Origin of the sequence: Pseudomonas argentinensis, from assembly GCF_001839655.2 — a bacterium.
GTDB lineage: Bacteria > Pseudomonadota > Gammaproteobacteria > Pseudomonadales > Pseudomonadaceae > Aquipseudomonas > Aquipseudomonas argentinensis_B.
Genome location: NZ_CP056087.1, coordinates 628,817 through 650,595 on the forward strand (window position 1 = coordinate 628,817; position 21,779 = coordinate 650,595).

Sequence of the window (21,779 nt, forward strand, 5' to 3'; positions counted from 1 at the left end):
TACCGCGCTACCCGTTTTGTTACCGTTTGATGTGTGCAGCCATGGGGCGAAGAAAGAACAGGATTGATTCCCATCTCAGCGGCTCTGGGACGCCTCCTCCAGCCTGATGAGGGTGTCGATGCGTGCTGGGCTGTAGGGCGGCCGGGGCGGCGCTGGCTGCCAACCGAACAGATGATGGGCAGCGGCACCGCACACCCGGCCCTGGCAGGCGCCCATACCGCAGCGGGTCGCCAGTTTCGCCTCGCGCCAGCTGTCACGCGTGGCCACGGCGCCGTAGGGCACGTCTTCGCAACGACAGAGCAGGGTGTCCGCTTCGGCCAGGCGCTTGATTGCCGGATCGAGGGCGAAGTAGCGGTGCAACGCGTCGGCGAAGCGCTGCCAGCGGGCGCGTGTCGGCCACAGCCGCTGCGCAGCCTCGCGGTTGCCAGCCGCGACATGCCCGGCGATGCGCCCTTCCACCAGCGCCAGCTCGCTGCCACCGAAGCCGGTGCATTCACCGGCTGCATAGATACCCGTGACGCTGGTCGCTTGCCAGGTATCCACGGCAATGGCGTTGTTACCCAGTGCGCAGCCGAGGGCCCGCCCCAGCTCTGTGTTGGCGATCAGGCCGAAGCCGCAGGCCAGCCGCTCGCACGCCAGCTCCTCGACCTGTCTGCCGCGCCGCAGGCGCACGCCTTCCAGGCGATCCGTGCCCAGCGCGGCGATGACGCGCGTGCCGGGCCGATACCCGCGATCGAACAGACCGAAGGACTGCAGCCATTTGTGCGGCCAGCGCGGCAGTTGCAGGGCGAAGGCGGTGATGGCAGCTGCGGACGCCTGTTCGGCGATGCGCAGCACGCGGGCGCCAGCCTGTTTCGCGGTGCTCGCGGTAGCCAGCAGCAGCGGGCCGCTGCCGGCGATCACGGTGCGCTCGCCCGCCATCGGCAGCCCGCCCTTGATCAGCGCCTGCAAGCCTCCGGCGCCGGTAACACCGGGCAGCGTCCAGCCGGGAAAGGGCAGTAACAACTCCCGCGCACCGGTGCACAGGATCAACCGCTGGTAGCCGATCACCCAGCCGCGCTCGGCATTCTCGACCAGCAAGGCACTGCTGCCGACCCTGGCTACCACGCGTGTGGTGGCGTGGCGCTCGATGGTGGCGTGGTTATCCACAGCGTCGCGCAGCCGGTACGCCTGGGTGGATACCCTGGCCCCTGCGCCATCACGCCAGATCTGCCCGCCGGGCAATGGGTTGTCGTCGATCAGCACCACCCGGGCGCCATCCCTGGCCGCGGCCAGGGCGGCGGACAGGCCGGCCGGACCCGCGCCGACGATCAGCACATCGGTGCTCTGGTTCATGGCCGGGTCTGCACCTGCATGCCGTCGCGGCACAGGGTCTGGCAGGCCAGTCGGCGCAGGCCGTCGATGGTGACCCGGCATTCCTGGCACACGCCCATGCCGCACAGTGGCGCCCTGCGCCCGCCGCTCACTGCGGTGCGCGCACTGCCATCGCCGCCCAGTGCCAGGGCGGCGGCCACCGTGGTGCCGGGCGCCACCCTGAGGGGGCGGCCGTCGAGATGCAGGTCAGGCATGGGCGGGCGCTCCGAGGTAACGCTGCGGTGAATAGGCAGCCGCGGGTATCGGCTCGGCCTCGTTGAACAGCAATGCGGCGAGCAGATCGGCAGTACCCGGCGCAGCGGTAACACCCAGCCCTTCATGGCCGACCGCCAGCCACAGGCCAGGCTGCGCCGGGTGCTCGCCAATCAGCGGCATGCCGTCTGGTGTGGCGGCGCGAAAGCCCGCCCAGGCGCGGATGCCATTGAGTTGCGCCAGGCCCGGCGCATAGCTCGCGGCGTGCTTGAGCATGCGCGCCAGCAGCCAGCCGTCGACCTCAGGTTCGAGGGTATCGAATTGCCGCGAGGTGCCGATGAACAGCTGGCCGGTCGGCCGTGGCTGGATATTGCAGGCCACCGAGGCGCCACTGCTGTTGTGCACACTGGTCAGGTAGCTCAGCTCGGTAATGGTGTGGGTGACCGGGTGCGGGTAGCGGTCGGTGATCAGCAGGTGGCCTTTCTTCGGCGCGATGGGCAGCGCCGGGCATAGCTCCACGGCCTGGATGCCGTTGGCGAGCACCACGGCATCGGCGCCTAGCCAGCTACCGTCTTCCAGGCGCAGGCGGTTGCCGGCCAGCTCGACGACCCGTGCGCGGCGCTGGCGTATGCGCGGCTCGTCGAGCAGCCAGCGTGCGGTATTCGGTGCGTAGAGAATGCCGTCGTCCGGCAGGCGCAGGGCGCCGTGCAGGCCATCGCGCAGAATCGGCTCCATCGCCTGCAGCGCGTGGCCGGGCACCATCTCGCAGCGTATTCCCTCGGCGCGCAGGTTGAGGCTCTTGGCCTCCGCTGCGGCCAGTTCTTCTTCGTTGGCGGCCAGCCACAGCGTGCCGTTTTGGCGATACGCGCAGTCGTCGGGCAATTGCGGGCCCAGCTCGCGCCAACGGCGCAGCGAATAGCGGCTGATATCCAGTTCGGCCTGGTTGTCGTCGAGCACCAGCAGATGGCCCATACCGGCGGCGGTGGCGCCGTGCAGGCCGGCGTCGATGACCAGCACCTGCTGACCACGGCGGGCCAGTTCGCGGGCGCAGGCGGCCCCGATGATGCCGGCGCCGATAACGATCACATCGGCGACCCGCGTCGGCGTCACGGGCGAATGCCCCAGGCGAAGGGGTCGTCCGAGTCGAGTAACAGCGTGGCCTCGGCGCTGATATGGGCACGGCCGCGAATGGTCGGAATCACCTTGTCGCCCAGCCACTGGTACGACCCTTCGAACAGGCTGCCGATCACGCTGGCCTGGCGCCAGGTTTCGCCGGGCTGCAGCTTGCCATCGGCGGCCAGGCAGGCCAGCTTGGCACTGGTGCCGGTGCCACACGGAGAGCGGTCGTAAGCCTTGCCGGGGCAGAGCACGAAGTTCCGGCTGTCGGCTCGCAGCGAAGCTGCTGCGCTCGATGATGCTGCGTTGGGAACTGGCGAAAAATGCTCATTTACAGCCAGTAAACTGCGCTTTTTCGTCAGCTCCCGCCCTGCCTCCTCTGCGCTCGCGACGCTTGGCTGCGAGCCTCCCGGCTGTTCATGTTCGGCAAACAGCTCGATATGGTCGATCAGGCCGCCGTCCTCACCCCGAATGCCCTGGTCTTCCAGCGCCTTCTGCACCGCATAGGTATAAGCGCTCAGCGCTTCGACGTTGTCGCCGGCGATGCGCTGGCCATGCTCGGCGATCAGAAAGAACCAGTTGCCGCCCCAGGCGATATCGCCCTGCACCAGGCCGTAGCCCGGCACCTGCAGCTCGACACCCTGGCGATAGCGGTAGGACGGCACGTTGCGCACGCTGACCGAGCGATCCCCATGCAGGGTCGCCTCCACGGTACCCACCGGCGTTTCGATCTTGTGCACACCGGGGCCGATGCGGCCCATATGGGCCAGCGACACCACCAGGCCGATGGTGCCGTGGCCGCACATGCCGAGGTAGCCGGTGTTGTTGAAGAAGATCACCCCGGCACAGGCGGTCGGGTCCACCGGCTCGCAGAGCAGGGCGCCGACCAGCACGTCGCTGCCGCGCGGTTCGAGCACCGCCGCGGCGCGCCAGTGATCATGCTCGCTGGCCAGCAGCTGTTTGCGCTCGGCCATGCTGCCGGTGCCCAGATCAGGAAAGCCGGCGATCACCAGCCGCGTCGGCTCGCCGCCGGTATGGGAGTCGATCACTTCGATGCGTTTCATGGGCGCTGCGCCTGTATGCCGATTGAATGGCCACAGGGTGACGCGGGGCGGGCCAGACGGCTTGAAGGATTTGCGCGGGTGCGATGACGAAATCGGCATAGGATCAGCTACAAGCTACAAGCTAGAGTTGAGCCTGTTTTCTCTTGTGGCTTGCAGCTTGAGGCTTGCCGCTAAATTCAGCCTTCCTTGGCGCTGAGGATGCCGGCGACCAGAGCCGGCTTGCAGTTGATGAACGCCGAGGCTTTCAACCAGCGCTTGTCCGGGTAGTAGGAAAACATGAATTGGCCACCCTTGAGGCTGTCTACCACCATGCGCGCCACTTCCGGGCGGACCGCGGGGCAACCCTGGCTGCGGCCGATGCGGCCCTGGGTCTTGATCCAGGCGGGGTTCACGTAGTCGGCGGGGTGGATGACGATGGCGCGCTGGCGCGCCAGGTCGTTGAAGCCGGGCTCCAGGCCGTCCATACGCAACGAGTAGCCATGTTTGCCGGTGTAGCTTTCGCTGGTGCGGAACAGGCCGATGCTGGACTGATGGCTGCCTTCACGGTTGGAGAAGCGCGTGGCGAAGTTGTCGCCGGACTGTTGGCCGTGGGCGACCAGGTCGTGCAGCAGCACGCGCTTGCTGGTCAGGTCGAAGATCCACAGGCGGCGTTCGCTGGAGGGTTTGGAGAAGTCGATCACGGCCAGGCGCTGGGCAGGCACGGCACCATTGTTGATGGCGCAGCGCATCGCATCGAGGGCGTGGTTGAGGACCTTGCGGTCGAGCGCCGGGGCTTGGGCCGACAGCCCCTCCAGCAGGGGATCCGGCGCCAGGGTGGCGGCGATCACCGATGGAACGGGCAACGCCAGGCAAAGAAAGGCTAAGCAAATTCGCTGAATCGTGGTCATCATTTCAAGTCTCAGAGCTTCAGCCCTCGATGGAAGCTTCGGCCATCGATGGGGTGCGCTTTCGCCAGGCGATGCGGGCACAACAAAGCCCGCGATTCTAGCAGCCGAGTTCCCTCGTCCCGCGGGCCATTCCGACGGGCTGTCATTCACTCTGTCGTAATTGGAGCGGCGCCTTGTTTTCTCCCTCTGTAACCGCTGCCTGGGCCCTGGCCTTGACGGCCCCCCTGGCGCTGGCCGATGCGCCGCCGCCCAGCCCGCTTCAGGAGCAGCTCGCCGAGCCTGCGCTGAGCTGTGTAACGCCCGTGCTCCAGCTGTCCGCCAAGGATCGCGAGTGGCTCGAACCCTTCTACCTGCTGCGCGGCGCCCAGCCGGTGTGGAACAAGAAAAATCTGCCCGTGTTGTTCGCCCAGTTGGAGGCATTGGCCGACGATGGCCTGGAGCCCCGTGCCTATCATCTGGAGCCACTGCGCGAACTGGCGGCGGTCGGCGACCCGTCGCCACGCCTTGAGGCCTGTGTCGAGGTGCTCGCCTCCACGGCCTATCTGCAGGCACTGCGGGACCTGGCCTACGGGCGCCTGGAGCAGGCGGAGGTCGAGCCGCTCTGGGAGCCCGAGAGCATGGCCGTACAGCAGAGCCAGGCGCCGCTGCTGGCCGTCGCCCAGGCTGGGTTGAGTGATCCGGCGCAGGCCTTCGCCCAGGCGCGGCCGGATTTCGGCCCCTATCAGCAATTGCGCCAGCGCTACGCCGAACTACGCCGCCAGGAGCTGCCGCAGTGGCTGGCGATTCCCGGTGGCACGCTGCTCAAGCCCGGCGCCGTGGATGGCCGGGTGCCCCTGCTGGAGCAACGCCTGCAGCTGCATGGTGATCTGTCCCAGGGTGCGCCGACCCTGGTCGCCGAGCAAACCTCGGTGTATTCCACGGCGCTGGTCGAGGCGGTCAAGGCCTTCCAGCGCAACCACCTGCTCAAGCCCGACGGCGTGGTCGGCCCCGGTACGCTGGCCGAGCTGAACCGTTCGGCCAGCGAGCGCATGGACCAGATCCGCATCAACCTGGAGCGCCTGCGCTGGCTGTCCCACGAGATCGAGCCGACCAGCGTGCTGATCGACGTGGCGGGCGCCGAGGTGATGTTCCTGCGTGACCACGCCGTCGCCTGGCAGGCGCGCACCCAGGTGGGTCGCCCGGCGCGGCCGACGCCGCTGCTGCGCTCGCGCATCACCCACCTGACGCTCAACCCGACCTGGACCATTCCGCCGACCATCCTGAAGGAGGACAAGCTGCCCGAGCTGCGCCGTGACGCCGCCGGCTACCTGGCCGCCAACCATATGCAGGTGATCGACTACGACGGCAACCCGGTAGACCCGCGCGGCGTCGACTGGGAGCGCCCCGGCCGGGTGATGGTGCGCCAGTCGGCGGGGGCCCACAGCCCGCTGGGCAAGGTGGCGATCCGCTTCCCCAATCCGTTCTCGGTTTACCTGCACGACACGCCGAGCCAGCGCCTGTTCGACAACCTGCCACGACTGTTCAGTTCGGGCTGCGTGCGCATCGAGCGGGTTACCGAACTGGTCGATCAGCTGCTCGCCGGGGCCTCGCCCAGCGAGCGGGCGCGGATCACCAGGCAGTGGGACAGCGGCCGCACCCTGCGCGCCGACCTGCCGCAGCCGGTACCGATCCTGATGGCCTACTGGACGGCTCAGGTCGGGGCCGACGGGCAGGTGCAGTTTCGCCCGGACATCTACGGCCATGACGCCCGCCTGCTCAAGGCGCTGGAGGCGTCGAACCAGATTTAAAGTCGGAGCAGCTGCGTTTTTGGGAGCGCGCCATGCGCGCGAATCGCGGGCATGGACTAGGCGTCCGCGCCCGACCCCGCAAGCATGAGTCCGTCTTCCGGACTGCCGACTCACCGCCGCCCTGGCAAATGCTCGAATAGGCTGCGGCATACGCCGGTGATGTGCTGCTCGAGCAGCGCCGCTGCGCGTTCCACGTCCCGGGCCCGGCAGGCGGCGATGATCTCGCGGTGTTCCAAGTCGGCGCGATCCTTGCCCTCGGACAGGCTCATCTGCAGGCGCAGGTAGCGCTCCAGCTTGTCGTGGATCGAGCGGATCAGGTTGATCAGATAAGGCCGCTGTGCCGGCTCGTAGAGGCAGGCGTGCAGCGCCCAGTTGAGCTCGGCCCAGCGGCCGATGTCGTGCTCACCGATGAATTCCGCGCAGATGCCTTCGGCCTGGGCGAAGGTCGCGATGGTCATATTGGGGATCGCCAGGCGCAGCGCCTTGTCCTCGAGCAGGATGCGCACCTCGAACATCTGCGCCAGGTCCGGCTCGGAGATGCGCGTGACCACCGCGCCCTTGTTACGCTGAAACACCACCAGCCCTTCGGCCTCCAGGCGTTTGAGCGCTTCGCGCACAGGGATCTTGCTGACATTGAACAGCTTGGCGATATCGTCCTGACGCACTGGCTCGTCTTCGCCGAAGTGCCCGGAAACGATGGCATCACGCAGATGCTTGGTGATCACCTCGGAGGCTGACGGTGTAATGCCCAGGTTTGGGGCGTTAAGAAGGGACAATGGCACGCGGGTGCACCTGCTAAGAGCGGCTTTTGAATAGGATATACGAAATCATTACAGCGAATTCCCCACGCCACTGAACTGCGCGGCCAGCGCGCCGATCTGCTTGCGCTGGTCGCGCACGAAGTTGAAGAACGCCTGGGCCACTGGCGACAGGTATTTGCCACGGGGGTGCATCACGCACCAGCTGCGCAGCAGCGGCAGTTCGGCCACCGGCAACTCGCGCAACAGGCCCAATTGCAGCTCACGGCGCACCGCATGGCGCGGGATAAGCGCCAGGCCCAGGCCGGCCAGCACGCCTTCACGCTGGCCCTCCAACGAGCCGACCTCCTGGATCTGGGCGAAGTGCGCGCGCTTCTGGTGGCAGTACTCCTCGCAGGCGCGGCGGGTGCCCGAGCCCGGCTCGCGTACCAGCAGCGGCCACTCGCACAGGTCCTGCAATTGCAAGGCCTCGGCCTGGCTGAGCGGATGATCCACCGGCGCCACCGCGATGATCGGGTTATTGAGAAAGGGCAGAAATTCCAGGGCCATGTCCGACGGCACCTGGGACATGATCAGCAGGTCATCGCGGTTGGCGCTCAGCCGCCGAACCGCCTGGGTGTGGTTGACCACCGTGAGCTGCAGGCTGACTTCCGGGTGTTCGCGGCGAAAGGCGGCGAACAGGTGGGGAACGAAGTACTTGGCGCTGGATTCGATGGCCAAGCTCAGTTGCCCCTGCAGCGAGCCCTTGAGGTCGGCCAGCTGCATGTCGAGGCTCTCCAGGCGCCCGAAGATATCCTCGCTGGCCCGCTGCAGCGCTTCGGCGGCTTCGGTCAGGTAGAGCTTCTTGCCCACGTAGTCGAACAGCGGCTGGCCGAGCAGCTCTTCGAGCTGGCGAATCTGCAGGCTCACCGCCGGTTGGGTCAGGGCCATTTCCTCGGCCGCGCGGCTGTAGGAGCGCTGATCGCACACCGAGCGAAACACCTGAAGCTGGCGAAAGGTCATGCGTAACAATGACTTGCGAATTCTGTTCACCACTCGGGTGGTTTGTTGTCTGCAGAGCATAAGTTTTTACTTATGCAGAACCCAACAAATATTGATTTTGGTTAATTGTTACAGCGGCGTAGGGTTGATCACAAGATCGGGCGGACATATCCGGTCATATCTCGACCCTCTTTGGGTTGCCTGTTCACGTGATCGAGGATGCTGGCTCGTGATCAAGAAAATCCTGATTGCCAACCGTGGCGAGATTGCGGTGCGCATCGTGCGGGCCTGTGCCGAAATGAACATCCGGTCGGTGGCCATCTATTCGGATGCCGACCGTCAGGCGCTGCACGTCAAGCGTGCCGATGAGGCGTACGGCATCGGTGACGACCCCCTGGCCGGTTACCTCAACCCGCGCAAGCTGGTGAACCTGGCCGTGGAAACCGGCTGCGACGCCCTGCACCCCGGCTATGGCTTTCTCTCCGAGAATGCCGAGCTGGCGGAAATCTGCGCCGAGCGTGGCATCAAGTTCATCGGCCCGAGCGCCGAGGTCATCCGCCGCATGGGCGACAAGACCGAAGCGCGGCGCAGCATGATCAAGGCCGGCGTACCGGTGACGCCGGGTACCGAAGGCAACGTGGCGGATATCGCCGAGGCGCTGCGCGAAGGCGACCGCATCGGCTACCCGGTGATGCTCAAGGCTACCTCCGGTGGCGGCGGCCGCGGCATTCGCCGCTGCAACAGTCGCGCGGAACTGGAGCAGGCATTCCCGCGGGTGATTTCCGAGGCCACCAAGGCCTTCGGCTCGGCCGAGGTGTTCCTGGAGAAGTGCATCGTCAACCCCAAGCATATCGAGGCCCAGGTGCTGGCCGACAGCTTCGGCAATACCGTGCACCTGTACGAGCGTGACTGCTCGATCCAGCGCCGCAACCAGAAGCTCATCGAAATCGCCCCGAGCCCGCAGCTCACCCCCGAACAGCGCGCCTATATCGGTGATCTGGCGGTGCGCGCCGCCCAGGCCGTGGGCTACGAGAACGCCGGCACCGTGGAGTTCCTGCTCGCCGAGGGCGAGGTGTACTTCATGGAGATGAACACCCGGGTGCAGGTGGAGCACACCATCACCGAGGAAATCACCGGCATCGACATCGTCCGCGAGCAGATCCGCATCGCCTCGGGCCTGCCGCTGTCGATCAAGCAGGAAGATATCCAGTACCGCGGCTTTGCCCTGCAGTTCCGCATCAATGCCGAGGACCCGCGCAACAACTTCCTGCCCTCGTTCGGCAAGATCACCCGTTACTACGCCCCCGGCGGCCCCGGCGTGCGCACCGACACGGCGATCTACACCGGCTACACCATTCCGCCGTACTACGACTCCATGTGCCTGAAGCTGATCGTCTGGGCGCTGACCTGGGAAGAGGCCCTGGCCCGCGGTTCCCGTGCGCTGGACGACATGCGTGTGCAGGGCGTGAAGACAACCGCCACCTACTACCAGCAGATTCTCGCCAACGACGAGTTCCGCAGTGGGCGCTTCAACACCAGCTTCGTCGACAACCACCCAGAGCTGTTGAACTACTCGATCAAACGCAAGCCGGGCGAACTGGCCCTGGCCATCGCCGCCGCCATCGCCGCCCACGCCGGCCTATGAATGCAGCGTCAAGCTGCGAGCTACAAGCGGCAAGTAGAAGCGGATCGGCTTTGACTTGAGCTTGAGGCTTGGAGCTTGCAGCTCTGAAGGAGAAACCTGATGAACAAGAAGATCACCGTCACTGACACCATCCTGCGCGACGCCCACCAGTCCCTGCTGGCCACCCGCATGCGTACCGAAGACATGCTGCCGATCTGCGACAAGCTCGACAAGGTCGGCTACTGGTCGCTGGAAGTCTGGGGCGGCGCGACCTTCGACGCCTGCGTGCGCTTCCTCAAGGAAGACCCCTGGGAGCGTCTGCGTCAGCTGCGTGCCGCATTGCCCAATACCCGCCTGCAGATGCTCCTGCGCGGCCAGAACCTGCTCGGCTACCGCCACTACAGCGATGACGTGGTGCGCGCCTTCGTCGCCAAGGCGGCAGAGAGCGGCATCGACGTGTTCCGCATCTTCGACGCCATGAATGACGTGCGTAACCTGCAGGTGGCCATCGAGGCGGTGAAGGCCAGCGGCAAGCACGCCCAGGGCACCATCGCCTACACCACCAGCCCGGTGCACACCGTGGCGGCCTTCGTGGCCCAGGGCAAGGCCATGCAGGCCATGGGCATCGACTCCATCGCCATCAAGGACATGGCCGGGCTGCTCACGCCTTATGCCACGGCCGATCTGGTCAAGGCGTTGAAGGCCGAGATCGACCTGCCGGTATTTATCCACAGCCACGACACCGCGGGCCTGGGTTCGATGTGCCAGCTCAAGGCCATCGAGGCCGGCGCCGACCATATTGACACGGCCATCTCCAGCTTCGCCTGGGGCACCAGCCACCCCGGCACCGAGTCGATGGTCGCCGCGCTCAAGGGCAGCGAATACGATACCGGCCTGGACCTGTCGCTGATCCAGGAGATCGGCATGTACTTCCACGCGGTGCGCAAGAAGTACCACCAGTTCGAAAGCGAATTCACCGCCGTGGACACCCGCGTGCAGGTCAACCAGGTGCCGGGCGGGATGATTTCCAACCTGGCCAACCAGCTCAAGGAGCAGGGCGCGCTGAACCGCATGAACGAAGTGCTGGCGGAGATCCCGCGGGTGCGTGAAGACCTCGGCTTTCCGCCACTGGTCACGCCGACCTCGCAGATCGTCGGCACCCAGGCGTTCTTCAACGTGCTGGCCGGCGAGCGCTACAAGACCATCACCAACGAGGTGAAGCTCTACCTGCAGGGCGGCTACGGCCAGGCGCCGGGCAAGGTCAACGAGAGACTGCGCAAGCAGGCCATCGGCAGCGAAGAAGTCATCGACGTTCGCCCGGCCGACCTGCTCAAGCCGGAGATGGACAAGCTGCGGGGGCAGATCGGCGAGCTGGCCAAGTCCGAAGAGGACGTGCTGACCTTCGCCATGTTCCCGGACATCGGCCGCAAGTTCCTCGAAGAGCGTGAAGCGGGCACCCTGCAACCGGAAGTGCTGCTGCCGATCCCCGATGGCACTGGCGTGGCGGCAGCCGGCGGCGCGGGCGTGCCCACCGAGTTCATCATCGACGTGCACGGCGAAAGCTACCGCGTGGACATCACCGGCGTCGGCGTCAAGGGCGAGGGCAAGCGGCACTTCTACCTGTCCATCGACGGCATGCCCGAGGAAGTGGTGTTCGAGGCGCTCAACGACTACGTGGCCGGCGGCACCGGCAGCAAGCGCCGCAGCGCCAGCGCACCGGGTGACGTGAGCACCAGCATGCCGGGCAATATCGTCGATGTGCTGGTCAAGGAGGGCGACACCGTCAAGGCCGGCCAGGCGGTGCTGATCACCGAGGCGATGAAGATGGAAACCGAAGTGCAGGCGCCGATCGCCGGCACCGTCAAGGCCGTGCACGTGGCCAAGGGCGACCGCGTCAACCCGGGCGAAGTGCTGATCGAAGTCGAAGCCTGACCGTCATCGATTAACCTCTGGGGGCCGCAAGGCCCCTTTTTTTGTCAGTCGGCCCTGATATCGTGGGGCGGGCGGGGAGGCCGAATCTCCTCGAACCCGTGGGAGCGGGCGGGGACGCCCATTCCATGCCCGCGAAGCCTTCGGGCGCATGGCGCCCTCCCACAAGGACTTGGGTGTACATCGGCTGGCCGCCATTGCTTGCAATGGTGCCGAGGCTCTAGCACCATGCCTGGGCTTCAAGTGGCATAATGCAATCACTCGGATTCTGGCGATTGCCGCTCTGCCTGCCGGCGCCTGCAATGCGCCGGCTCGACCTCTTTATAAGGACATTCCATGCTGCGTCGTTGCGTTCTACTCATCCTGCTGTTCAGCCTGGCCGCCTGTTCCAATGGCCGCAAGATCGACTATTCCCAGGCCTACCCCGCGGTGCCGCAAACCTTCACCAAGGCCGTTGAGGTGCAGGTGATCGATGAGCGTCCCTACGTGGTTTCCGGCAACAAGAAGGGGCATTTCGTTGGTCTGATCCGCGGCAGCTACTACATCCCCTATGACGTCAACACGCGCTCCGGCGAGCCGCTGGCTCAGGAGCTGCAGAAGTCGCTGCTCGGAGGCTTGCAGCGCAAGGGCGTCGCCGCCCGCGGTGTGGATGGCACGGTGCGCCAGGCGTCTTCTGCCGACGCCATGCTGCTGTCGGTTCGCGTGCGTGAATGGAAGAGCGAAAGCTTCATGGGCGTGGTGCTGACCCATGCGCTGACTGCCGACGTGTTCGATAGCCGCGGCCAGCGCCTGGCGTCGGTGCCGCTGCAGGGTTCATCGAGCGTCTATGACTTTACCGACTCGGGCAAGGCCATCCTGTCCGGCGTGCTGACCCAGCAGTACGTGGAGAAGGCGCTAAATGGCGAACAGGTCGAGGTGGTCGAGGCGGCCGAGATCGAAGAGGGTTCGGTGCGTCGTGATCCTGCCGGATTGTTCACGCCACCGATTGCCCGTGACGGCGTGTTCTGAAGGCTGCCGCTTGCTGGCATAACCTTTTCAGCAATCGTTCTAAGCATCCCCATGCCGGGGCATCCGCGACGGGCTAGAATAGCCGACCGTTTCAATTGGTTATTCGAAGGTCTATATGAGTTTGTCGATTCCCGCTGCTACGCCGGCCAACCGCTCGGGTACGCCGCTGGTGGCCGTGGCGCTGCTGCTGGCTGGCGCCCTGGCCCTCACCTTTGCGGTCAGCGGTCGCCAGGCGTTGTTGTTCATCGTCGGTGGCGCGCTGGGCCTGGTGCTCTATCACGCCGCATTCGGCTTCACTTCGGCCTGGCGCGTGCTGCTCAACGAGCGCCGCGGCGCCGGCCTGCGGGCACAGATGCTGATGCTGGCCATCGCCGTGCTGCTGTTCTTCCCGGCGTTGTCGGCCGGCACGCTGTTCGGCGAGCCGGTCAGGGGCCTGGTGGCGCCAGCAGGCACCTCGGTGATCGTCGGCGCGTTCATCTTTGGCATCGGCATGCAGCTGGGCGGTGGTTGTGCGTCCGGCACGCTGTTCACCGTGGGTGGCGGCAACGCGCGGATGCTGGTGACGTTGCTGTTCTTCATCATCGGCGGGGTGATCGCCACTCACCATCTGCAATGGTGGTCGGCGTTGCCGAGCCTGCCGCCGACCTCCATCGTCAGCAGCCTGGGCCTGGTGCCGGCACTGATCGTCAGCCTGGCCCTGTTCGCCGCCATCGCCGCCCTGAGCGCGCGCCTCGAGCTGCGCCGCCATGGCAGCCTGGAACGCGCGGCGCCAGGTGAGCACCAGGGCTGGCAGCGTTTTCTGCGTGGCCCCTGGCCGCTGATCTGGGGTGCGGTGCTGCTGGCGCTGCTCAACTTCGCCACCCTGGCCCTGGCCGGTCGCCCCTGGGGCATCACCTCGGCGTTCGCGCTGTGGGGTGCCAAGGTGCTGCAGGGCACCGGCGTCGACGTGTCGTCCTGGGCGTTCTGGCAGCAGCCGGGCAATGCCCAGGCGCTGGCCGCGCCGCTGTGGGAAGACATCACCACGGTGATGGATATCGGCATCGTCATCGGCGCGCTGCTGGCCGCCGGGCTGGCCGGGCGCTTCGCGCCGAATCTGAACATCCCGTTGCGTTCGCTGGTGGCGGCGGTGATCGGTGGCCTGCTGCTTGGCTACGGCTCGCGCCTGGCCTATGGCTGCAACATCGGCGCCTACTTCAGCGGTATCGCCTCCGGCAGCCTGCACGGCTGGTTGTGGCTGGTCGCTGCATTCGTGGGTAACGGTGTGGGTGTGCGCCTGCGGCCGTTTTTCTTTCCCGGTGAACGCCGCGAGGCGAAGCTGACCGGATGCTGATCATCCGCCCTGCAAGGCCGCCAGTGCTGCTTCTCGGCGCGCTGCTGGCCCTTGCCTTGGGCGGCTGCCAGTCACCGCAACAGCGGCTGGGCGAACTGGCTGGCCAGCATCATCAGCAGCTGCAGACCCTGGATGCCAAGCCGTTGCCACTGCTGTCGGGCGCACCGAACCTGCAATCGGGTGTACCGCGCTTGCGTATCTATCTCGAGGGCGATGGCCATGCCTGGGCCACGCCCTCGCAGCCCAGCCTCGACCCGTCGCCCCGTGATCTGCTGGTAGCGCGCCTGGCGTTCAGCGACCCGACGCCGAGCCTGTATCTGGCGCGGCCCTGCCAGTTCGTCAGCGCACCTGGTTGCAGCCCCCGCCTGTGGACGAATCAGCGTTTCAGCGCCGATGTGCTGCGCAGCCTCGACCAGGGCCTGGATCTGATCAAGGCGCGCTACGGCAACCACGACTTCGAGCTGATCGGCTATTCCGGTGGCGCCGCGCTGGCGTTGCTGCTGGCCGCACAGCGCGACGATGTCGCCAGCGTGCAGACCCTGGCGGGCAACCTGAGCCCCCGTCAATGGGCGAGAATGCAACACCTGAGCCCCCTCGATGGCTCCCTCGAACCCCTGGAATACCGCCAGCGACTGGCGCAGATCCCTCAGCGGCATCTGACGGGCGCAGCCGACACGGTGGTGCCGGCGGCTGTCGTGCATCATTACCTCGGTGAGCTCGGCGCGGCGCCGTGCGTGGAAACCGTCAGCCTGGCCGGGGTAACCCATGACGCAGGCTGGGAAACGGCCTGGGCACAGTGGCGACAAGCGCCCTTGAAATGCGCCCTGAGCCCCGACCCTGATAGCCGGAAAGCTGCCATCGAGCATGGCTAATGCCTGTTTCACCGAGGGCCGTTAGTGAATTCGCCTGTTTTTTTGACGCCTCTTGGGGGCAAGTTGTTATAGCCTTGGCGCCTTGGCAACAATCGCTGTGCTTTGCAATTGATTGATCCGCCAGCTGTTTTCCAGAAATCGTGTTCATGACGATTCCCCGCTCGGCGGATACTCCGGCGCCACCGCGCCATGCCGATCCTGGCGGCCACAAGCCGTAATGGACATAACAAAAAGGATAACTACCCCATGGATTCATTCCTCGCTCTACTGTCGAGCATCAACAGCTTCGTGTGGGGCCCGTTCCTGCTGATCCCGCTGCTGCTGCTGACGGGCCTGTACCTGACCATTCGCCTGCGCGGCCTGCAATTTCGCGTGCTCGGCCATGCCTTCTGGCTGGCCTTCGTGAAACGCTCGGAAAAGGGTAACGTGCCGGGCGACGTGTCCCACTATCAGGCGCTGGCCACGGCGCTGGCGGCGACCGTCGGGGTGGGCAACATCGCCGGCGTGGCGACGGCCATCGGTATCGGCGGCCCGGGCGCGCTGTTCTGGATGTGGATGACCGGCCTGCTGGGCATGGCGACCAAGTATTCCGAGGCGCTTCTGGGCGTCAAATATCGGGTGACCGATGCCAAGGGCGAGCAGAGCGGTGGTCCGATGTACTACCTCACCAACGGCGTTGGCGGCTGGTTCGGCAAGAGCCTGGGAATCGCCTTCGCGATCTTCGGCGTGCTGGCCTCGTTCGGCATCGGCAACATGGTGCAGTCCAACACCGCGGCCCATCAGCTGTACGACACCTGGGGCGTATCGCCGGTGGTCAGCGGGCTGTGCCTGGCGCTGGTCACCGCGGTGGTGATCATCGGTGGCATCAAGAGCATCGGCCGCTTCGCTGCGGCCGTGGTGCCGTTGATGATCGTGCTGTATATCGCCTGCATCATCGCCGTGCTGGTGGTCTTCGCCGACCGCCTGCCGGGCGCCATCGCGCTGATCTTCACCGATGCCTTCAGCGGCTCGGCGGCGGCTGGTGGCTTCCTCGGCTCCAGCGTGATCCTCGCTGTGCAGATGGGTGTGGCACGCGGCATCTTCTCCAATGAGTCGGGCCTGGGCACCGGCGCCATCGCCGCGGCCGCGGCCAAGACCGACAAGCCGGTCCGTCAGGCCATGGTCTCGATGACCCAGACCTTCCTCGATACCCTGGTGGTGGTGACCTTCACGGCCCTGGCGATCATCGTCACCGGCGCCTGGATGCAGGAAGGCCTCAAGGGCGCGCCGATGACCGCATGGGCGCTGGAGCAGGGCATGGGTGGCGGCTGGGGCCTGTACACCGTGGCCATCAGCGTGATGGTCTACGCCTTCACCACCATCCTTGGCTGGTCGTACTACGGCGAGCGTTGCATGGAGCGCCTGATGGGCCGCGTGGCGGTGATGCCGTACCGGCTGGTCTTCTCGGTGATGGTGTTCGTCGGCGCGGTGACCTCCCTGGAAGTGGTATGGACCTTCTCCGATATCGCCAACGGGCTGATGGCGTTGCCCAACCTGATCGGCCTGCTGCTGCTCTCCGGTATCGTGGTCAAGGAAACCCGCGACTACATGAGCCGCAAGAACTGGAAGAGCGAGGAATGATCAGCGGCCGCTGCTGGCTTTCCGCGACTCAGTGTGGGCGCGCGCCATGCGCGCGAATCGCGGGCATGGACTAGGTGTCCCCGCCCGCTCCACAGTCTGTAGGGTGGATCACGCTTCATCGATCCACCGTTGCGGTGGACGCGAAAAGCGACGTCCACCCTACGAGGCTGGAAGACCTGATACCTCGCTCGCCAATGAAAACGCCCCGCACTAGCGGGGCGTTTTCGTTCTGCGGCTCAGGTTTACAACCCGCAGACGCTACCGTCGCTACGTGGATCGGCAGCGCCTTCCAACACGCCGTTGGGATGGCGCAGCAGCGCGCCGGCATGGCCCATGGTGTCGCTGAAGGCTTCGTCCAGCTGCTCGACAATATGCCCCGCTCTACGCAGCTCTTCGACCAGTTCGCTCGGGAAACGGCTCTCCAGCTTGAGCGTGGTACTGAGGCCGCCCCAGGTGCGGCCGAGCAGCCAGCGCGGCGCGCTGACCGCAGCCTGCAGGTCGCTGCCCAGGCGGTAGCGGCTGAGAATCGCCGCCTGGGTCTGCGGCTGGCCTTCGCCGCCCATGGTGCCGTAGCTCAGGGTGCGGCCATCGTCGAACAGCGCCAGGGCCGGGTTGAGGGTATGGAACGGCTTGCGCCCCGGCTCCAGGGCCTGCAGCGCGGTCGGGTCCAGAGAGAAACTGATCCCGCGGTTCTGCCAGGCCACGCCAGTGGACGGCAGCACCACGCCGGAGCCGAATTCCCAGTACACGCTCTGGATAAAGCTGACGGCGCGGCCCTGATCGTCGATGCAGCCCATCCAGATGGTGTCGCCCGGCTGCGCCGGTCGCGGCCAGGCCAGTGCCCGTTGCGGATCGATGGCGGCGGCCAGGCGCTGCAGGTTGGCGTCGGTCAGCAGGCTTTGCGGGTCCTCCGGGACGCGGCCGGGGTCGGTCACCAGGCGGTCACGGATCAGAAAGGCCTGCTTGGTCGCTTCCACCAGCCCGTGCACATGGGCGAAGTCTTCGGCCTGCTGGACGTCGAGCTTGTCGAAGATGCCGAGGATCAGCAGCGAGGCCAGGCCCTGGGTCGGCGGCGGCATGTTGTAGAGGGTGGCGTCGTGCAGGCGCACGCTCAGCGGTGCGACGGCGCGGGCCCGGTAGCCCTGCAGGTCGGCCAGGCGCAGCGGGCTGCCCAGGCGTTCGAGGTCGGCGGCCATGCGTTCGGCCAGCTCACCGCGGTAGAAGTCATCCAGGCCGGCGTCGGCCAGGCGCTGCAGGGTGCCGGCCAGGGCGGGTTGGCGCAGCAGATCGCCTTCGCGTGGCGGCTGACCACCCGGCAGATAAACCTCGGCGAAGCCCGGCACATCCTGCAGTTCCGCCAGTTTGGCGCGGGTCAGCTGCGCCTGGCTGCGACTGACCACGACGCCACGGCGGGCATGGCCGATGGCATCGGCGAGCAGCTCCGGCAGGGCCTTTTGCGGCTGCCAGTGAGCGGTCTGCGTCAGGGCCTCGGCCCAGCCACCGACGGTACCGGCCACGGTCAGCGCGGCCAGGGGGCCGCGGCTGGGAATCTGCGTATGGCCGGCGTAGAAATCGCGGTTGGCCAGCGCCGCACTGCTGCCGCAGGCATCGATGGCGATGGGCCGCTTGCCCGGCTCGTGGATCAGCCAGAAGCCGTCGCCGCCAATGGCGTTCATGTGCGGGTAGACCACGGCGATGGTGGCCGCCGCGGCGACCATCGCTTCCGCGGCGCTGCCGCCGGCCTTGAGCACGTCGCGCCCGGCCTGGGCGGCAAGATGGTGGGGAGCGACGAACAGGCCGCCGGTGGCGTGGGTGCTCTTGAGCATGGGTGCGAACTCCTTGTTGTTGTCAGGCCGCGATCATAGCCGGCGCGGCCCGGGTTCGATGTACTACCAACCGATGGCCTCGGGCAGCCAGGTTGCCAGTTGCGGGAAGCAGAACACCACCGCCACTGCGAGCATCTGCAGGAACACGTAAGGCAGCGCGCCGATGTAGATGTCCTTGGTGGTGATCCCCGGCGGCGCCACGCCCTTGAGAAAGAACAGCGCCCAGCCGAAGGGCGGAGTGAGAAAGGACATCTGCAGGTTCAGGGCGACCAGAATGCCCAGCCACACCAGGTCGGTGTCGTAGGCGATGAACACCGGCAGGAACATCGGCAGGGCGATATAGGAAATCTCGATCCACTCGAGGAAGAAGCCGAGCACGAACAGCACCGCCATCAGGAACAGGATCGCCCCCAGCTCGCCACCCGGTAGCAGGGTGAACAGCTCGTGCACCAGGGCTTCGCCACCCAGGCCACGGAAGGCCAGGGAGAAGGGCTGCGAGCAGAGCAGGATCAGGAAGATCATCGCGCTGATGGTCAGGGTGCCGTGCAGCGTGGCCTTGAGCGTCGGCCAGCTCAGCCGGCCCGAAAGCGCGGCGATCAGCAGGGCGCCGAGGGCACCCATGGAGGCCGCCTCGGTGGGCGCGGCGACGCCGCCGATGATCGAGCCGAGCACCGCCATCACCAGCAGCAGCGGTGGCAGCACGCTGCGTGCCATATCCTTGAGCAATTGCTTGCGGCTGGTCAGGGCGCGTTCCTCGGCGGGAATCGCCGGCACCCAATCCGGGCGCAGCCAGCCGAGCAGCAGCATGTAGGCGACGTAGATCAGCGCCAGCACCAGGCTGGGAATGAAGGCCGCAGCGAAGATCGAGCCCACCGACTGGCCGAGGATGTCGGCCAGCAGGATCAGCACCAGGCTCGGCGGAATGATCTGCCCCAGGGTGCCGGAGGCACAGATGGTGCCGCAGGCCAGGGTCTTGTTGTAGCCACGGCGCAGCAGCGTGGGCAGGGTCAGCAAACCGATGGTCACCACGGTGGCGCCGACGATACCGGTGGAGGCGCCGAGCAGTACGCCGACCAGAATGATCGCCAGGCCCATGCCGCCATTCAGGCCGCCCATGGCCCGGCCGATGGTGTCGAGCATGTCCTCGGCGACCCGGGATTTCTCCAGCATCACCCCCATGAAGGTGAACAGCGGTATCGCCAGCAGCGTGTAGTTGCTGACCACCCCGAACATGCGCGCCGGCAGCAGGGCGAAGAGCATCGGGCCGAAGCCGACCATGCCGGCGACGAAGCCGGACACGGCCAGGGAAATGGCCACCGGCACCCCCGCCATCATCATGGCGAAGAAGCCGAACACCATGGCGATGGCCAGCCATTCGTTGGGGCTCATGGGCGCACCTCCCGAGCGGAGGCGGGCTGCAGCAGCACGCACGACGCGCGCAGGCTATCGGCCACCCCCTGCAAACCGAACAGGCCGAAACCCAGGGGCAGGAAAGCCTTGACCAGAAAGCGATAGGGCAGGCCGCCCGGGTCAGGCGAGCCTTCACCCATGCGGTAGGACTGCATCGTGTACTTGAACGCCAGGTGGGCGATGTAGAAACCGATGGCCGCGGTGGCGATGCCGCTGAACAGGTCGACGGCAGCCTTGGTCTTCACGCTGAATTTCTCGTAGAGAAAATCCACGCGCACGTCCTGGCGGTGCTTGAGGGTGTAGGCGATGCCGAGCAGGGCGATGGGCGAGATCAGGTACCACTCCAGTTCCTGCAAGGCGATGGGGCTGAGGTCGAACAGGTAGCGCATCAGCACGTCGAACGACACCAGCAGTACCAGCAGCAGCACGCAGGCCCGGGCCATGCAGCCCAGTGCCTCGACCAGCCCTTCGATACGAGTGACGAGGGCCATCATGACGCGTCCATCCCGATGTCCATGAACGCCTTCTCGCCTACCGAGGCCCAGGACAGGTACTGCTTGCGGAAGGCGAAGAAGTGCTCGTAGACCTTCCGGGTCGCCGGATCGCCCGCCGCCATGCTCGACAGGGTGTCGCGGGTGGCCTCATGCAGACGCTTGATGAGGTCGCCTGGCAGCGGCCGGGCGATCACCCCCTGGTTGCCCACCAGGTCCTGCATGGCCTCGGCGTTGACCGTATCGCACCACGACCAGCTGTCGGTGTTGCAGGCCTGGGCGCAGACCCGCACGATGGCCTGCAGGTCGGCGGGCAGGCTGTCCCAGGCCTGCTTGTTGATGATCAGCTCGGTGACGTTGGTCGGCTCGTGCCAGCCGGTGGTGTAGTAGTTCCTGGCCGCCTTGTGCAGGCCCATGCGGCGATCCTGATAGGGGCCGACGAACTCGGCGGCGTCGATCACGCCGCGCTCCAGCGCCGGGAAGATCTCGCCGCCGGGCAGCAGGCGCACGGCCACGCCCAGCTCGCTGTAGACCTTGCCGGCCAGGCCGGCGATGCGCATCTTCAGGCCCTTGAGGCTGTCGACGTTCTCCAGGGGCTGGCGGAACCAGCCGGTCATCTGCGTGCCGGTGTTGCCCATGGGCATCGGCACCAGGCCATGGGGTTCGTAGAGTTCTTCCCAGAGCGTGAGGCCGCCACCGTTGTACAGCCAGGCGTTCATGCCCTGGGTGTTCATGCCGAACGGCACGGCGGTGAAGAACTGTGCGGCGGGAATCTTGCCGGCCCAGAAGAAGGCATTGGCGGCGTTCATTTCCACCATGCCGCTGGCCACTGCGTCGAAGCCTTCCAGCGCCGGGATCAGCTCGCCGGCCGCGAAGTGCTGGATCTTCAGGCGGCCGCCGGACATGTCCTCGACGCGCTTGCAGAAGTCGGTGGGGCTGCCCCGGCCCTGCACGTAGAAGGGCGAACCCGGCGCGTAGGCGTTGGTCATCTTCCAGTTGAAGGTCTTGCTGCTCACCGCGGCACCGGCCACGCCGCTGCCACCCAGTGCCAGGCCCGCGCCGGCTGCGAGGGCGCCGGCGCCAATGAAATTGCGTCGATTGAGGCTCATGGGATTCTCCTGTCGTTCTGGCCATGGCGGCGGGCCTGCGCCTGCCGGATGTAAAGTCGCTGCCAGATGCCTTGAGCAACTGCCATGCCAGGAGAAATCATTTTTAACTCATTGATTCTTAATGTATTTATTCAGGATTTGGGTTTTCGTCCAGATGGCTCGGCGCACAAAAAACAAGCGTGACTGTGGCTGCGAAGCTGACGAAACGGCAACCAGAACCCTGATTACTGAACATCTGACAGGTCGCGGCGGTTGCTCAGGTCCATAGCGGTAAGCCGGGGCGCGGTGAGCGGCCGAATGTCAGTTGTGCACCAAAACGCGTCGCCGGCACGCTTTTAACGCAGCCTTCGCCGCTGACGATGGCTACCATCGCTGCCGCGACGGGCATCGAGCGCGCCATG

Annotated in this window: 18 protein-coding genes; 7 read left to right on the forward strand and 11 right to left on the reverse strand. The window is 66.2% G+C overall.

Annotation, left to right across the window (positions count from 1 at the left end; genetic code table 11):
* Nucleotides 1-75: 75 nt before the first annotated feature.
* From SA190iCDA_RS02905 to SA190iCDA_RS02925, 5 genes are all read right to left on the reverse strand, one after another.
* A complete protein-coding gene (locus tag SA190iCDA_RS02905; RefSeq protein ID WP_070884906.1) occupies nt 76-1,335 on the reverse strand; it encodes an FAD-dependent oxidoreductase in 1,260 nt (419 codons plus the stop codon).
* Nucleotides 1,332-1,568 (reverse strand): (2Fe-2S)-binding protein, encoded by a 237-nt coding sequence (locus SA190iCDA_RS02910; RefSeq protein ID WP_070884907.1) that lies wholly within the window; start codon nt 1,566-1,568, stop codon nt 1,332-1,334. The genes SA190iCDA_RS02905 and SA190iCDA_RS02910 overlap by 4 nt, the downstream gene beginning before the upstream one ends.
* Nucleotides 1,561-2,676 (reverse strand): NAD(P)/FAD-dependent oxidoreductase, encoded by a 1,116-nt coding sequence (locus SA190iCDA_RS02915; protein WP_070884908.1) that lies wholly within the window; start codon nt 2,674-2,676, stop codon nt 1,561-1,563. The genes SA190iCDA_RS02910 and SA190iCDA_RS02915 overlap by 8 nt, the downstream gene beginning before the upstream one ends.
* A complete protein-coding gene (locus SA190iCDA_RS02920; protein WP_083329737.1) occupies nt 2,673-3,746 on the reverse strand; it encodes a proline racemase family protein in 1,074 nt (357 codons plus the stop codon). The genes SA190iCDA_RS02915 and SA190iCDA_RS02920 overlap by 4 nt, the downstream gene beginning before the upstream one ends.
* A gap of 176 nt (nt 3,747-3,922) precedes the next feature.
* Entirely contained in the window at nt 3,923-4,636 is a 714-nt protein-coding gene (locus SA190iCDA_RS02925) for a murein L,D-transpeptidase catalytic domain family protein (RefSeq protein WP_070884909.1), read from the reverse strand.
* Nucleotides 4,637-4,806: 170 nt separating this feature from the next.
* On the opposite strand from SA190iCDA_RS02925, the gene SA190iCDA_RS02930 reads away from it, so the two are divergent.
* Nucleotides 4,807-6,420 (forward strand): L,D-transpeptidase family protein, encoded by a 1,614-nt coding sequence (locus tag SA190iCDA_RS02930; protein WP_070884910.1) that lies wholly within the window; start codon nt 4,807-4,809, stop codon nt 6,418-6,420.
* Nucleotides 6,421-6,530: 110 nt separating this feature from the next.
* On the opposite strand, the gene SA190iCDA_RS02935 is transcribed toward SA190iCDA_RS02930, so the two are convergent.
* Nucleotides 6,531-7,202 (reverse strand): GntR family transcriptional regulator, encoded by a 672-nt coding sequence (locus SA190iCDA_RS02935; protein ID WP_070884911.1) that lies wholly within the window; start codon nt 7,200-7,202, stop codon nt 6,531-6,533.
* A 48-nt stretch (nt 7,203-7,250) separates the two neighbouring features.
* Nucleotides 7,251-8,201 carry a LysR family transcriptional regulator gene (locus SA190iCDA_RS02940; RefSeq protein ID WP_070885256.1) on the reverse strand — a complete coding sequence of 317 codons (951 nt, stop codon included), beginning with the start codon at nt 8,199-8,201 and terminating at the stop codon, nt 7,251-7,253.
* Nucleotides 8,202-8,388: 187 nt separating this feature from the next.
* Between SA190iCDA_RS02940 and SA190iCDA_RS02945 the strand changes: the two genes are divergently transcribed.
* The 6 genes from SA190iCDA_RS02945 to SA190iCDA_RS02970 all read left to right on the forward strand — a co-directional run bounded on the left by SA190iCDA_RS02945 (nt 8,389) and on the right by SA190iCDA_RS02970 (nt 16,542).
* The gene (locus SA190iCDA_RS02945) at nt 8,389-9,804 is read left to right on the forward strand and encodes an acetyl-CoA carboxylase biotin carboxylase subunit (RefSeq protein WP_070884912.1); all 1,416 of its coding nucleotides are present in this window, start codon (nt 8,389-8,391) and stop codon (nt 9,802-9,804) included.
* Between the two features lie 99 nt (nt 9,805-9,903).
* Entirely contained in the window at nt 9,904-11,715 is a 1,812-nt protein-coding gene (oadA, locus tag SA190iCDA_RS02950; RefSeq protein WP_070884913.1) for a sodium-extruding oxaloacetate decarboxylase subunit alpha, read from the forward strand.
* Nucleotides 11,716-12,048: 333 nt separating this feature from the next.
* The gene (locus tag SA190iCDA_RS02955; RefSeq protein ID WP_070884914.1) at nt 12,049-12,720 is read left to right on the forward strand and encodes a hypothetical protein; all 672 of its coding nucleotides are present in this window, start codon (nt 12,049-12,051) and stop codon (nt 12,718-12,720) included.
* A 115-nt stretch (nt 12,721-12,835) separates the two neighbouring features.
* On the forward strand, nt 12,836-14,050 hold the full coding sequence (locus tag SA190iCDA_RS02960) for a YeeE/YedE family protein (protein ID WP_070884915.1): 1,215 nt from the start codon (nt 12,836-12,838) through the stop codon (nt 14,048-14,050).
* On the forward strand, nt 14,044-14,922 hold the full coding sequence (locus SA190iCDA_RS02965) for an alpha/beta hydrolase (RefSeq protein WP_070884916.1): 879 nt from the start codon (nt 14,044-14,046) through the stop codon (nt 14,920-14,922). The genes SA190iCDA_RS02960 and SA190iCDA_RS02965 overlap by 7 nt, the downstream gene beginning before the upstream one ends.
* A gap of 246 nt (nt 14,923-15,168) precedes the next feature.
* A complete protein-coding gene (locus SA190iCDA_RS02970) occupies nt 15,169-16,542 on the forward strand; it encodes an alanine/glycine:cation symporter family protein (RefSeq protein ID WP_083329738.1) in 1,374 nt (457 codons plus the stop codon).
* Nucleotides 16,543-16,784: 242 nt separating this feature from the next.
* Here the strand turns inward: SA190iCDA_RS02970 and SA190iCDA_RS02975 are convergent, their stop codons facing one another.
* The 4 genes from SA190iCDA_RS02975 to SA190iCDA_RS02990 all read right to left on the reverse strand — a co-directional run bounded on the left by SA190iCDA_RS02975 (nt 16,785) and on the right by SA190iCDA_RS02990 (nt 21,378).
* Complete coding sequence (locus SA190iCDA_RS02975; RefSeq protein ID WP_070884917.1) at nt 16,785-18,368, reverse strand: gamma-glutamyltransferase family protein; 1,584 nt, start codon at nt 18,366-18,368, stop codon at nt 16,785-16,787.
* 63 nt (nt 18,369-18,431) lie between these two features.
* Complete coding sequence (locus SA190iCDA_RS02980; RefSeq protein ID WP_070884918.1) at nt 18,432-19,757, reverse strand: TRAP transporter large permease; 1,326 nt, start codon at nt 19,755-19,757, stop codon at nt 18,432-18,434.
* Nucleotides 19,754-20,269, reverse strand: a complete 516-nt coding sequence (locus SA190iCDA_RS02985) for a TRAP transporter small permease subunit (RefSeq protein ID WP_236100984.1) — start codon at nt 20,267-20,269, stop codon at nt 19,754-19,756. The genes SA190iCDA_RS02980 and SA190iCDA_RS02985 overlap by 4 nt, the downstream gene beginning before the upstream one ends.
* Complete coding sequence (locus SA190iCDA_RS02990) at nt 20,269-21,378, reverse strand: TRAP transporter substrate-binding protein (protein WP_070884920.1); 1,110 nt, start codon at nt 21,376-21,378, stop codon at nt 20,269-20,271. The genes SA190iCDA_RS02985 and SA190iCDA_RS02990 overlap by 1 nt, the downstream gene beginning before the upstream one ends.
* Between the last annotated feature and the right edge of the window lie 401 nt (nt 21,379-21,779).